Genomic DNA, 13161 nt, shown 5'->3' on the forward strand with positions numbered 1-13161 from the left:
CTACAACGCTAAGGAGGAAATAACCATGGCAAAACAAATGCCAGATCTTGAAGATTATAAGTATGGATTCCGAGATGAGCACAAATCGATTTTCCAGTCCGGAAAAGGTTTGACTCGTGAAATCGTTGAAGAAATCTCCAGAATGAAGGGCGAGCCGGATTGGATGCTTGAGTTTCGTCTGAAATCCTTGGAGCAGTTCTTCAAAATGCCGATGCCTCGTTGGGGCGGTAACATGGATGATCTTGATTTTAATGATATCCAGTACTATGTGAAACCGTCCGAGAAACAAGGTAAAACATGGGAAGAAGTTCCTACAGAAATTAAAGAAACGTTCGATAAGTTAGGTATTCCTGAAGCGGAGCAAAAGTTCCTTGCTGGTGTATCTGCTCAATACGAATCCGAAGTTGTTTACCACAGCATGCAAAAGGAACTCGAAGATCAAGGCGTTATCTTCACAGATACGGATTCAGCTCTTCGCGAATATCCTGAACTGTTCAGAAAATACTTCGGTACAATCATCCCGCCAAGCGACAACAAATTCGCTGCTCTTAACAGTGCGGTATGGTCTGGTGGTTCCTTTATCTACGTACCAAAAGGCGTTAAATGTGAAGTGCCTTTACAGGCTTACTTCCGTATTAACTCCGAGAACATGGGTCAATTCGAGCGTACATTGATCATTACAGACGAGGAAAGCTTTGTGCATTATGTAGAAGGCTGTACAGCTCCTATCTACAGCACAAACTCACTTCACAGTGCGGTTGTTGAGATCGTATGTCTCAAAAACTCCCGTGCTCGTTATACAACGATCCAGAACTGGGCACCAAACATCTACAACCTCGTTACCAAACGTGCAGTTGCAGAAGAAGGCGCTACAATGGAGTGGGTCGATGGCAACATCGGTTCCAAATTGACAATGAAGTACCCGGCAGTTGTATTGAAAGGCCGCGGCGCAAAAGGCATGGTTCTTTCCATCGCTGTAGCTGGTAAAGGACAACATCAAGATGCTGGTGCGAAAATGACGCATCTGGCTCCGGATACAACATCAACAATCGTGTCCAAATCGATTTCCAAGCATGGCGGTAAAGTAACATACCGTGGTCTGGCTTCCTTCGGACGTAATTCCCAAGGTTCCAAAGCAAATATCAAATGTGATACGTTGATTCTAGATAACGAGTCTACATCCGATACAATTCCTTACAATGAAATCATGAACGATAACATTACGCTTGAGCATGAAGCTACAGTATCCAAGGTTTCTGAGGATCAATTGTTCTACCTCATGAGCCGTGGGTTGACGGAAGCAGAAGCAACGCAAATGATCGTTATGGGCTTCATTGAGCCATTCACCAAAGAACTTCCAATGGAATATGCCGTAGAAATGAACCGTCTCATCAAGTTCGAGATGGAAGGCTCCATCGGTTAAAATTAATATCGAAGAATCCGCAGTTACTGCGGGTTCTTTTTTTATTCTGCTAAAGTCCTCCATTAATGAGTAAGCCAAAAAGTCCCTTTGATAAGTGATGTCACAGCAACTTATCAGAAGGACTATAACATCAAAAATAAAAAGGGGCTGTAACAGCCCCCTGCAAAAATGATTATTGCTCAATGTACATAAACTTCACAGTTGTGTCGCTAGTCCAGGCACCAGTGTTATCTTTAACAGATACACCTACAGCTAAAGTTGTATTTTTTGGAAGTGTAGGTACAACTACGGACATATTTTTTTGTGTTGTGTTTTGAGTTACGACTCCGGAATCATAAACTACATTCCAACTCTCATCATAAATAAGAATCCAATATTCAGCGAAATAACTATTCGCATCTGTATCGTTTTGATACCATGCAATCGGTGGTTGATACGAATATACGGTTGGGTTGCCGGAGATTGAGGAAAAAGGAGTATTAACGACAACATTCGGTGCAGCTGCAAACGCGCTAGTAGAGAAAGCTAGCATTAAAATTGCAAGAAATAAGGAAGAAACTATTTTTTTCATAATGCCTCCAAATGGGTTTATTAGGAAATGTTGGCCAACTATTCCAAGTTATATATTACCATATTTAATAGATTGTACAATCCCTTATTTTGGATATTATTTAAATGTATGTAATTTTACAAAATATTAAAATAAAGAGTAGACGATTTACTTTCATAGTTTTTCGGAAATATCCTCCAAATTCAGTCTCCAGACGGAGTTCTAATCCACTCTAGAGGCGGTTCTGATTCAAAGTGGATGGTGATAGGATAATGAGTAGAGGGAGCCTTGACGTGAGGCTAAGAAGCGAGGGGGCGCAGGATGAACAACAAAAAATGGTTCAATGGGATGTGGGAAAGCAGGGGATGGAATCAGCGGGAAATTGACTATCAGTGGCCATCACCTTCCCTGCCAATCATAAATATACGAACTGGCGGCATGAGAAAAAGCAAGCATCGGGTAGCCATTGGTGTTATCGCGGTTGGCGATATAGCTGTTGGGCTTGTATCGATAGGAGCTGTCAGCGTTGGTGTTTTTTCCTTCGGCGCAGTCGCCATATCATGGCTTGCTTCCTTTGGGGCGGTAGCTATCGCAAGTTACTTAGCAGGAGGGGCTGTTGCTGTCTCAGGCTGGCTCTCTGTGGGAGCTGTTGCAGTTAGTCAACTGGCTGTGGGAGCCGTAGCAATAGGCAAAACGGCTCTTGGTGCAGTCGCAATCGGCGAGTCCGTCTACGGTGTTGTCGTTATTGGACAGCATGGACTCGGGCTAATACCGATTACAGTCGATTTTGCCAATTGGATCAAGGGACTATTCAAGTGATAGATAGCAGTGCTTTCCAACATGCTCCATGCATTTCTAGACTTGGCTGACGTATATTTATTTCCCACATTTCTCAACCTATAGAGGATCATAATGTGTCCCTAAAGGAGAGAAGTGAAGGTATGTGGAAAAGGCTGAAACTTGCAGCAATCGGGAGTATGGCTATCGTTCTAGCGACAACAACGGCTTGTGGGAAAGATAATGCGCCCCCCAATAACTCAGCACCAACGCCGAATGGAGTGACACAATCAGGCACAGGCACTGCGTTGCCGCACAGCTTGTCCCAAGCAGGGAACGGGATAACGAAATTAGGCAATGACGATGCTGTTTTACCCATTAAAGTAATCAACAATGTCAAATATGTTGCAGCCAGTGAACTCATTCAAACATTAAAGTATCAATCCGAGTGGGATGCTGGTAGCCAGAAGCTGCTGATTGGCGATAATGACGCAAATTTCGAAATATCTGCAAATTCCAATAAAGCGATGAAGGATGGAGCAGAAATCCATGTAGGCGAGCCATTCGTCAAAGAAGGCGATGCTGTCTACTTGCCTGTCTCGGCCATTGCGGACTTATTTCAAGATGAGATGTCATATGATGTAAGTAGCAATCAACTGAACATCCATCCTTCGCCTGATGGTTCGCTTGAGAACGAAGATTCTCCTGACCCCAGCGCGGATACACCGGAGCTGGCATTTGCAGACGACCCGAATGATCCCTTCAAAGGAAACGCAGCGGATGGAGCGAACCCAGCCTCCTTGGGGCTGCCTATCGAAGATGATCCGCAGGTATGGGCTTCCTCTGGGGAGAAGGCAATTCCAGTTCTGAAAAATATCAATATTAATGCCTTGATTAACAAAGGTGAGCAATATAAAGGGGTTAAATATAAATTCGGTACAGGTCCATATCCTCAAACCGGTAAATTTGATTGCTCAACGTTTACCCAATACGTGTATGGGAAATACAGCGTTAAGCTTCCGAGATTGGCTCGCGAACAAGCAGCGTTGGGCAAATTGGTTAGTCGAAAATCTTTGCGCAAAGGGGATTTAATGTTTTTCTATGTCCCAGGCCGTTTCAAAACAAATAAAAAAGTCGGACATGTGGGCATCTATATTGGTAATATGCAAATGCTGCATGCCTCCCCGGAGCCAAAGAATGGGGTACAGATTAGTAATATCAATAAAGCGTACTGGAAAAAAACGTTCCTTCGTGCGAAACGTGTTGTAACTTAAAGCGTTCAAGTCTATCCTTAGGGGTAGGCTTTTATTATTTTCTGTCAAGGTGAAACAAAAGGTCGGCTCATGCGTTTTATCTAGTATGAAGTCATCGATGAAGGAGGATGAAACCGAATGACAATTACACTTTTGGAAAAATTGGCGGATGGACAGCTTTTGAAAATTAGTGAACGTCCATGGGATGAGAAGCTGATGCAAGCCCTAGACGCAGCGAATTATGTGCTCATTGGTGGTAAGGAATATGAAATGATCGAAGGAAGATTGAATTTAGATTTGAATGTGTTTGAGCTATTATTAGTTGCAATTGGTTCTGAAGGGGGAGGGAACAAGCAGTGAAAAGACCGCTCAAGGTATTTTCAGCTTCTATAAGTCTGGTGCTAGTCGGGCAGCTTCTGCTGTTACCAGCCTATGCCGCGGAGACGCCAGCACCGAATACTGCCTCCTCCAAGCTTGTCGAATGGTCTAATGATGAAGTGAAAGCCTATTTCGACCCAGCGGTTGACTGGAATTTACCTATTCCTCCCTCAGCGGGCGCAGCTTCACCATCGCCTTCTCCAACACCTACAGCAGGCAGCGGCGGTTCCACAGGAGGCAGCACGGCGCCTATTATTGTAAATAATTATGGTGGTGGCAGCGGGTTTGGATGGGACGATCTGCTCTTATACCATCTTATTTTCAATAGCCCAAGTCCTTATTCCTCAAGCAATTGGGGGAGCAGTCATCGTTCTTATTATTATCGATCCAATACACCCTATGTTACCAAGTCATATCAACCTAGCACGTTCTCCAATCGATCCACGACCAAAGCACCAACGACGTCAAGTGGATCTGGAACGTTTACGACCAATAAATCATCCTCATCTACCACGAAGTCGGGAACTACAGGGAACACAGGAACTGCAGGAACCACAGGTTCCGTTAGCAGCTCAGGCACGAGCAGCGGCTCAACGTCAAGCTCGAAATCAACTTCGACATCAACGGGCAGCATAGGCGGCAAATCGAGTGGTTTCAGCTCCTCATCCAGCTCAGGAGGTTAATGCTTGTGGTATTCGAAGTCATAGGCACACCAGCTCCGGAAAGAGAGCATAGAGTCCAGAAGCTTGCTGAACTTGGATTCACATGGGCCAATCTAGAAGATGAAGCGTACTGGATTGATCAAATTGTCCTTATGGAACAAGCCACTTATAACGAGCTAATTCTCGCGGCAGATGCATTGTGGCGCGTATTTGATAAAGCTGTTCGTTACGTGAAAGGGAATAGAGTGATTTACCAACAGCTGTCGATTCCCGAAGTGCTCTGGGATGGACTTGACCGGCTGGAACTGGGTGATATAGGGGTGATTAGCCGCTATGCAAGATTTGATTTCACTGTGGATCAACAGGGAGGAATCAAACTCTTAGAGCTCAATGCGGACACTCCCACAGGTTATGTGGAAGCGTCGATTGCGACACCGTGGTTATGTGAGCAGAAAGGTTATACCTCCCCGAATACGGATATGAAAAACTTAATCCGCGCTGCATGGGATATTGAGGCGCCGGATTTCGCTGCATGCATTGCCTATGGCCAGCACGCGGAAGATACAGGGACCATTGATGCCCTTGTTGCTCATAGCGGAAGAAACATGACATGTGTTGATTGTCTAGATTTGTGGATTGACGAAGGCGTAGTCAAGGTCGGGGAACAACAAATCATTTCCAGCATGTTCGCACTATATCCAAAGGAATGGATGGGTGTTGATGATGGGGGAGAGGCGCTCTCTTATGCGATTGAAGAACAATTCATCCAATTGTTTAATCCATTGCATGCGGTTATTTTGCAATCCAAGGGTCTGCAAGCTATGGTCTGGAGATTGCACACGGAAACCTCAGCCTTGTTCACCGCGGAAGAACATAAGGCTATAGCTGCTTATATGCTGCCTACCTTTTTTTCTCCTGAGTTGTCAGGGGATTATGTGTCCAAATCCATGTTTGGAAGAGAAGGGGGCTCGGTCGAGCTCTATGACGCTGCGGGTGAGCTAGAAGTCAAAGACGAAGTTGGCTTTGATACGAGTGTTTTTTTTGAGCGCGTGTATCAGCAGAGGGCCGATTTGCCCGAGTTATCTTTTGCTCATGGGAATAGGCATTTGCTAACGGGGCTGTTCGTATTGAACGGAACACCTTGTGGTCTTTTAGGGCGAGCCGGTGGGAAAATTACAGGAAATGCAAGTCAATTTGTACCGATTGGAGTGAAAACACCTTGAAACAAAAACGATTCTGGCTAATGGCGTCTGTTGTGTTGGTCGTCATAATGATGATCTGGGGTATCAGCAGCTTGTTCAATAAGAAGCCCTCTGTCTTAAGCAAACCGGTCGAAGGAAGTTCCGCAACGACAAGCGTTGGCGGCATGGATGGCGATGTGCCTTGGGATTATCAGGTGCAGCAGGCCAAAGTCGGAGATTTGCTTGATGGAGATATGGTTCTGCTGCCAAACAATGAGCGCATATCGAATGACCAGAACTTTGCAACCGGCGATCAAGTTTATGTGCTTAGCTATATGCAGGCAACGATGAAAACAGACAGTCAAGGGAAAAACGACGTAACGCTTTCACAGTGGAAACCGATTAAGACCTTCAAAACAAAGGAAGAAGCCGATAAAGATTTGGCTGAACTTAAGGTTGAAATTAAGACGGATGTGAAGCTGATAGGTGTTTATAAAACGGAGCTGGATGGCAAATTCCGCTATTTCGCCGTTGCTGATCTGCCAACAGGGCAAAAGGTGAAGCAGCCTATTCCTGAAGATCGCTATACTAGCTTTAAAAGCAAGAAAGAAGTTCAGGTTATTTTAGAGGAAGTACACGATTACAGCAATTATGATCAATCTATGGCGAAGTTTCGGGGGTGGGCAGAATGATAGTCTTGAATATTGTGATCAGTTTATTTGTCATAGTCCTGCTGCAATTTGGAGGGATGTATGTATTTAGCTTAATGACGCCCTACCGCGATATGGAAGAAATAAATAAGGGAAACCTAGCCGTTGGAATCACGATGGGTGGTAAATTTGTCGCTACAGCCATCGTGCTGGCGATTGCCGCATATAGCAATTCCTCGATCTGGCACATGAGTTTGTGGTTTGCGGTAGGTTACGTCTGTTTGCTTGCTACTTACTGGGTGTTCGATTGGTTAACGCCTGGCGTGAAGCTATCCGATCAGTTAAAAGGCGGAAATGTAGCCGTCGGCACTTTGTTAGCAGCTGTATATATCGGTATTGCTCTTGCCGTCAGCTCGCTTATTATCTAGAAAAGCATTAAATGGCAATAGTTGAAATCTCGACATCGCTAAGTTGCGAGAGATCCAGGAATTGATTATCGATTCTAATGAGTGGCCGGAAAAAGTCGGTAGGATTGGTCATGACGATTGTACCGACTCGGCCGTCGCTAAGAGATACTGTTTTCCCGATAAAGTTAGGAATCATGTTACGAATAAATACTTGTGTGATTTTCGGATCAAGCTGTCCAAAGCTCATCCGGTGAAGCTCTTTAAGCACGAATAAGAGGTCGCGTTTATCTTGATACACACGCTTGCTGATCATAGCGCTATACACGTCTGCGACAGCAACGATAAGCGAATAAGAATGAATTTCTGTGCTTTTTTTGCGTAACGGATAGCCTGTACCGTCCATGCGCTCATGATGCTGAAGAGCAACGAGTGCCAATGTGTTGTCTTTCAAAGAGTTTTTGATGATTTCATATCCGAAGATGGTATGCTTTTGAATTTCATTGTACTCATCATTTGTTAGCTTGCCAGGCTTAAACAGAATTTCCTGGGGAATTTTACATTTTCCAACATCATGCAAGTAGCCGGCTGTACCAATCATAAGAGCTTCTTTCTCGCTCTTGTTCATCCATTTGGCAATATAGTAGGAAAGCATACCGACTTGTACACTATGCTGAAAAGTGTAATCATCTTGACTGCTTAATGAAAGAAGCAAGGAAACCACGTCATTCTCTTCCTCAAAGCTCGAAATTAACGGATTGAAAGCGGATTCTATCATGTCCATAGAAAGCTTTTCCCCGTTTTCTGCAGAGCGAAATATGTCTTTAATGCCGGAGATGCAATCATGGAAAGAACTTAATTGAGCCAGCTTTGCTTTAGAAGATTCTACTGACTCAATTGCGATTTCATTAACCCTTGGGGCAATATCCACATATTCCACATTATGGCGATTAAGCATCATTATGTCGCTTGCATCCACCACGGTGCCAGCTGATAGAAGATGAAGTCCTTTTGTATTGTAGGAATCGGAAATCAGTTTATCACCAACAATTAGTTGAAGTACGTGTATATGCATTGAATTTCCTCTCCCAGTCCTATATTCGTGTAGGTATATTGTAATACTACATCCCTATATAACGGCTGTAAAGACTTTTGGCTTGAATTAAATCATCCGTTCCTTGAATGAGGACGCGACCATCAGGGAAAATAACCATGTGCAAATCCGGGCCTGCCTGGAACTTTAAAAGGAACCGATTTCGTTCTACCGAACCTAACGGTTTCAGGCGCTCTTCCCAGTATTCAAGCGGCTTCGCAGCAGGAACAACAGGATGAATCTGAACCGAGTTACGTCCGCATAAGGATTGAATGGTGTCACCATCAATGTCAGTCTCCAAGTAGTCGTACTGCTTGCTCGCACAGGCGGGACAATCCGCTTTTAGTGCCCCGGTCACGTTTATCGAGGAATGCTGATTGAACCAAAGGTCCCACTGCTGCATCCGGAGATTCAGATGTTCGGTAGCACCAACTAGTAGTTTAAGAGCCTCAGTTGCTTGAAAGGAAGCAACGACATGAATAATTCCGCCTATCACACCAGCTGTATCGCACGTTTCGGTCGTGCCAGCAGCGGGAGCTTGGGTGAACAAACAACGCAGGCATGGCGTCTGTCCTGGAAGAATCGTCAAAGAGACGCCTCTTGAAGCAACGGCACCGCCATAAATCCAGGGAATGCCCAATTTGATGCTCACATCGTTAATAAGGAAGCGGACGGAGAAGTTATCCGTGCCGTCCAAAATTAAATCAATATCGCCTAACAAATCTTCGGCATTCGTAGCATTCAGATCCATGACATGAGGTTCGATTGTGACGAGTGAGTTCACTAGTTGTAATCGTTTGGCTGCTGCAATTGCCTTAGGAGTCATCATTGCCGCATCATCTTCGTCGTACAACATTTGTCTTTGCAAATTGCTTGCCTCAACAAAATCGCGATCAATCAAGCGGACATAGCCGACCCCAGCGCGCACCATATGATTGGCAAGCACTGTGCCTAGCGCACCCATGCCAACGATAGCGACACGACTGCCAATCAGTTTACGCTGCCCTTCTACACCAATAGGGGAGAAGAGCACTTGTCTTGAATAGCGCGCATCTACCCCATTTTCTTGCTCCGTATGTAAAAATGTGTCCACACAAATCATCTCCAATTCGTTCTAATCCGTAAGTGTTGTTTCTAGCGGATTCCAAGGGCCAGTTTGGCTGCCTTTCCATTCCGAACCATCTTCCCAAATTTCCTTTTTCCAAATAGGTACGATTTGTTTCAACCGTTCGATTGCATAGCGGCTTGCCTCGTAGCAGCTTGCCCGGTGAGGAGAGGATACGGCAATCACAACACTAGCCTCTGCAATCGCTACCTTCCCGAGCCGGTGGGTGATAGCAGTAAGTGTGCCCGGCCAACGGTCGGTAATTTCTTGACCGATTGTCTCCATTGTTTTGATTGCCATAGGAACATAAGCTTCATATTCCAGTAGGACCGTGCGTTGACCATACGTCATCTCTCTCGTTGTCCCAATGAAGAGGAGCGAAGCCCCATGATTGGGATGGTTTACTTTGGCCGCAACTTGCCGAGCATCAATGGAATCGTAAGTAATTTCATATAACGTGGGCTGCCCTCCCGACACGGGTGGTATGAGAGCAAGCTCATCGGCCGTAGTGACCCAATCGCTCTCGTTTGCGTAAGCTTGATTTTTAGCAAAAAAGCAAGTTTTCAGCTGTGGCGCTGCTGCCGGGTACTTGTCCGTGATCAGCTTTCTAAGCTGCTCAATTGAAACGGCCTCTTGGTCGATTGCTATATGTAGGACGGAAGTCCCGAAGAGTTCAACAAGTCCTGCAAAAAGTTGGATGTTTAAGTTCACAATTTTGCTCCTAAATGCTTAGTGTGAGAATCCCTTACAGCATATCATATTTTGACCAAGGAATGGTATAATGGATAGGGCCTTGGGAATAGCAAAAATGAGCTTATGGGATGAAAGGAGAATGGTCAGGATGCAAGCAGATTTACGCATACAAGTGTCAGACCCACATATTGCACACGAAACATTGACAGTACAAGAACTCGTTGATCTGGCGGAGATGAAATTGGCGCTTGAGGACCGTGTTCCGAACGTTTCAGGGGATGCATTTGATCTAAAAGCATGGTATCGAAGCTGGAAAAACAGTCGTGGCGGACAAGCTGAAAGCGAGCCTACGCATGTAAAGGTAGAGGCGGTTGATGAATTTCAAGCGTTAATGTCGTGGTCGGAAGTAGACTCAGCTCTTCTTCTCTACGCTCAGGACGGAGAACCACTCAAGAAGGGGTACCCCATTCGCTTGTATGTGCCAGATGGAAGCAGTGAATGCCTTAATGTCAAAAGTGTTGTACATATCTGGTTTCTTCATGATGCCCTACTTGGCGAAGAAGCGACCTTTGGATTTAAAAATAAAGTAACGCTCGATGAGCTGAAAATCAAGAAATGAAACGACTTCTGATTTTACATACGAATGATTTGCATAGCCATTTTGAGATGATGCCCAAAATTAGTGGCTACTTTAACGAAGCTCGCAAGAACTGGCCATCCGAGCAAGTATTGACGCTGGACATTGGCGATCATATGGACCGGATGAGTCCGGAGACTGAGGGCACCAATGCCATAGCTAACTTGGAAATCATGAATGCAACTGGTTATGATGCGATGGTGCTTGGCAATAATGAAGGGCTGACGTTTACGCCTGACTTTCTTAGAGCAACATTCAAGGACCATGCGCGATTTCCTGTTCTTGGAAGTAATATTTACGAAAGAGCAACACACCTCACACCTGACTGGCTGCTGCCTTCCTTGACGATTGAAAGGTCTGGTTTGAAGATTGGCATTATTGGCGTGACAGCAGCTTATCCAGCTTATTATGAGCTGCTCGGTTGGGATGTGACAGATCCGTTAGCGGCCGTGAAGACACATACAGAACTGCTGCGCCCACACACAGACCTCATCGTGGTCATGTCCCATCTCGGTCTGCCGATGGATAGGCGCATAGCAGAGGAGATCGAGGGCATCGATGTGATCCTAGGCGGCCATACACATCATGTCCTGGAGGAGCCGCTCTTGATCAGCGGCACCTACCTGGCTGCGGCCGGCAAGTTCGGGCAGTATGCCGGCCACATCGAACTTGCCTACGATCCGGCGCAGCGCCGGATCGCTCAGTTCCAGAGCCGCGTCGTCCCAATGACGACGGGCAGCGAAGAAGACAGCAGCGTAGCCGAGCTGCTGGCACGCTTCCGCATCGCCGGCGCAGCGGCGCTGGATGAAGAAGTGGCGCAGCTGCGGGAGCCGCTGCGCCTGGACTGGCACGGCGAATCCCCGCTCGGCAACTTGCTTGCCGCAGGGATTCGCCGCTGGACCAGCGCCGATATCGGGCTGGTCAATAGCGGCCAACTCCTTCAGGGACTGAAGGAGGGGCGCTTGACGCGCGGCAGATTGCTAGAAATCTGCCCAGGGCCGATCAACCCGTGCCGCATGCTGCTTAGCGGCGCGGACTTGCAGCAGGCGCTCGAAGAGTCGCTGCTGCCTGAATTCATGGAGAAGCCAATCCGTGGACTCGGCTTCCGGGGCGAAGTGCTAGGCGCGCTTAGCGTCGACGGCATCACCGTCGAGTGGGACAGTTCCCGCGCGCCTTATGAACGTATCATCGCCGTCCATGTAGGCGAAGAGCTTCTGGACCCTGGCCGTGACTATGTTGTGGGCACGATAGATATGTTTACTTTCGGATCCGGATACTTATCTTTAAGCCGTGGGAAAGAGGTGGTGTACATGCTCCCGGAGTTTATTCGCGACGTACTTGTCCGCCAGCTTACGGATCATGAGGCGATTGCAAGCAGCCACTCAGCAAGATTTATTGATCAAAACGCCTCTGCAGCGAGGGGTTAAACCTACGAATTTCGTCAATAAAGTTGTCAGATCATATAGGTTCCAAGTAGAATATATAATTGGATAGGAGTCCAACCATAATCTTATACCTTTAGGGGGAAACCATGCATACTATTTTTGAAGCGATCATTATTGGGATCGTAGAGGGATTGACCGAGTTTTTACCGGTATCCTCAACAGGGCACATGATTTTGGCGCAAAGTTTGCTCAACACGCAAAACGACGAAGTGATGAAAACTTTTGATTTTGTTATTCAGCTTGGAGCTATTATGGCAGTCGTCATTATTTATTGGAAACGGATCTTATCCTTGTTTGGCTTGGTGAAAAGAAAAAGTGAGAGCAGAAGCGGGAGAAAGCTGAATCTGCTGCATATTCTTATCGGTATTTTACCTGCAGGAATCATCGGTGTTTTATTTAATGATGTTGTGGATGAGAAGTTATTTAATTCGACTACGGTCGTTATCGGACTTATTCTGGGCGGTATTTTGCTCATTATTGCGGAAAAGAAGAAAGAGAGACCCAGCACCGAGGTATTGGATGATTTAACCTACCGTCAAGCCTTCTTCATCGGGTTGTGGCAGCTTGTGTCGATCTGGCCAGGATTTTCCCGTTCCGGTTCAACGATTGCAGGGGGGATGCTTTCAGGCGTTAGTCGTGCAGCCTCTGCAGACTTTACGTTTATAATGGCGATCCCGATTATGTTCGGGGCTTCCGGCGTCTATTTTTTGAAAAACTATGAAGCTCTTTCTTCCAATGATTTTGCTTTTTTCGCAGTAGGGTTTGTGGTGGCTTTCATCGTAGCTCTGTTAGCGGTTGTTTCTTTCATTAAATTTGTTCAAAATATGAAATTGACCTATTTTGCCTACTATCGTTTCGCAGTAGCCATCATATTTGCACTCTATATGTTTTTAAAGTAAATGCTACTGAA

General features: G+C 45.9%; 15 protein-coding genes. 11 read left to right on the forward strand and 4 right to left on the reverse strand.

The window, feature by feature from the left end:
- The first annotated feature begins 25 nt into the window (after positions 1-25).
- Complete coding sequence (gene sufB, locus GQF01_RS22885) at positions 26-1423, forward strand: Fe-S cluster assembly protein SufB (RefSeq protein ID WP_161408980.1); 1398 nt, start codon at positions 26-28, stop codon at positions 1421-1423.
- Positions 1424-1595: 172 nt separating this feature from the next.
- On the opposite strand, the gene GQF01_RS22890 is transcribed toward sufB, so the two are convergent.
- A complete protein-coding gene (locus GQF01_RS22890) occupies positions 1596-1994 on the reverse strand; it encodes a hypothetical protein (RefSeq protein WP_161408981.1) in 399 nt (132 codons plus the stop codon).
- 300 nt (positions 1995-2294) lie between these two features.
- On the opposite strand from GQF01_RS22890, the gene GQF01_RS22895 reads away from it, so the two are divergent.
- The 7 genes from GQF01_RS22895 (at position 2295) to GQF01_RS22925 (ending at position 7302) form a co-directional block, all read left to right on the forward strand.
- Complete coding sequence (locus GQF01_RS22895) at positions 2295-2792, forward strand: hypothetical protein (protein WP_161408982.1); 498 nt, start codon at positions 2295-2297, stop codon at positions 2790-2792.
- A gap of 122 nt (positions 2793-2914) precedes the next feature.
- On the forward strand, positions 2915-4024 hold the full coding sequence (locus tag GQF01_RS22900; RefSeq protein ID WP_161408983.1) for a C40 family peptidase: 1110 nt from the start codon (positions 2915-2917) through the stop codon (positions 4022-4024).
- A 117-nt stretch (positions 4025-4141) separates the two neighbouring features.
- Positions 4142-4363, forward strand: a complete 222-nt coding sequence (locus GQF01_RS22905) for a hypothetical protein (RefSeq protein ID WP_161408984.1) — start codon at positions 4142-4144, stop codon at positions 4361-4363.
- Positions 4360-5064, forward strand: coding sequence for a hypothetical protein (locus GQF01_RS22910; protein WP_161408985.1), 705 nt, complete (start codon positions 4360-4362; stop codon positions 5062-5064). The genes GQF01_RS22905 and GQF01_RS22910 overlap by 4 nt, the downstream gene beginning before the upstream one ends.
- Positions 5064-6266: a glutathionylspermidine synthase family protein gene (locus GQF01_RS22915; protein WP_161408986.1), complete on the forward strand. Its 1203-nt coding sequence runs from the start codon at positions 5064-5066 to the stop codon at positions 6264-6266. The genes GQF01_RS22910 and GQF01_RS22915 overlap by 1 nt, the downstream gene beginning before the upstream one ends.
- Positions 6263-6916: a hypothetical protein gene (locus GQF01_RS22920; RefSeq protein WP_161408987.1), complete on the forward strand. Its 654-nt coding sequence runs from the start codon at positions 6263-6265 to the stop codon at positions 6914-6916. Before GQF01_RS22915 ends, GQF01_RS22920 begins: the two co-directional genes overlap by 4 nt.
- A complete protein-coding gene (locus tag GQF01_RS22925) occupies positions 6913-7302 on the forward strand; it encodes a DUF350 domain-containing protein (protein WP_161408988.1) in 390 nt (129 codons plus the stop codon). The genes GQF01_RS22920 and GQF01_RS22925 overlap by 4 nt, the downstream gene beginning before the upstream one ends.
- A 7-nt stretch (positions 7303-7309) precedes the next feature.
- On the opposite strand, the gene GQF01_RS22930 is transcribed toward GQF01_RS22925, so the two are convergent.
- The 3 genes from GQF01_RS22930 to GQF01_RS36895 are packed head-to-tail and all read right to left on the reverse strand — an operon-like array spanning position 7310 to position 10187.
- Positions 7310-8353 (reverse strand): HD-GYP domain-containing protein, encoded by a 1044-nt coding sequence (locus GQF01_RS22930; RefSeq protein ID WP_161408989.1) that lies wholly within the window; start codon positions 8351-8353, stop codon positions 7310-7312.
- Positions 8354-8399: 46 nt separating this feature from the next.
- Positions 8400-9464 carry a ThiF family adenylyltransferase gene (locus tag GQF01_RS22935; RefSeq protein WP_328803514.1) on the reverse strand — a complete coding sequence of 355 codons (1065 nt, stop codon included), beginning with the start codon at positions 9462-9464 and terminating at the stop codon, positions 8400-8402.
- A 21-nt stretch (positions 9465-9485) separates the two neighbouring features.
- Positions 9486-10187 (reverse strand): molybdenum cofactor biosynthesis protein, encoded by a 702-nt coding sequence (locus GQF01_RS36895; protein WP_161408991.1) that lies wholly within the window; start codon positions 10185-10187, stop codon positions 9486-9488.
- A 130-nt stretch (positions 10188-10317) separates the two neighbouring features.
- On the opposite strand from GQF01_RS36895, the gene GQF01_RS22945 reads away from it, so the two are divergent.
- The 3 genes from GQF01_RS22945 (at position 10318) to GQF01_RS22955 (ending at position 13150) form a co-directional block, all read left to right on the forward strand.
- Positions 10318-10788 carry a molybdopterin-dependent oxidoreductase gene (locus GQF01_RS22945; protein ID WP_235960178.1) on the forward strand — a complete coding sequence of 157 codons (471 nt, stop codon included), beginning with the start codon at positions 10318-10320 and terminating at the stop codon, positions 10786-10788.
- The gene (locus GQF01_RS22950; protein ID WP_161408992.1) at positions 10785-12233 is read left to right on the forward strand and encodes a bifunctional metallophosphatase/5'-nucleotidase; all 1449 of its coding nucleotides are present in this window, start codon (positions 10785-10787) and stop codon (positions 12231-12233) included. Before GQF01_RS22945 ends, GQF01_RS22950 begins: the two co-directional genes overlap by 4 nt.
- A gap of 104 nt (positions 12234-12337) precedes the next feature.
- The gene (locus GQF01_RS22955; RefSeq protein WP_161408993.1) at positions 12338-13150 is read left to right on the forward strand and encodes an undecaprenyl-diphosphate phosphatase; all 813 of its coding nucleotides are present in this window, start codon (positions 12338-12340) and stop codon (positions 13148-13150) included.
- The last annotated feature ends 11 nt before the right edge of the window (positions 13151-13161 follow it).

Origin of the sequence: Paenibacillus silvestris (assembly GCF_009882985.1) — a bacterium.
GTDB classification, from domain to species: Bacteria; Bacillota; Bacilli; order Paenibacillales; family NBRC-103111; genus Paenibacillus_E; species Paenibacillus_E silvestris.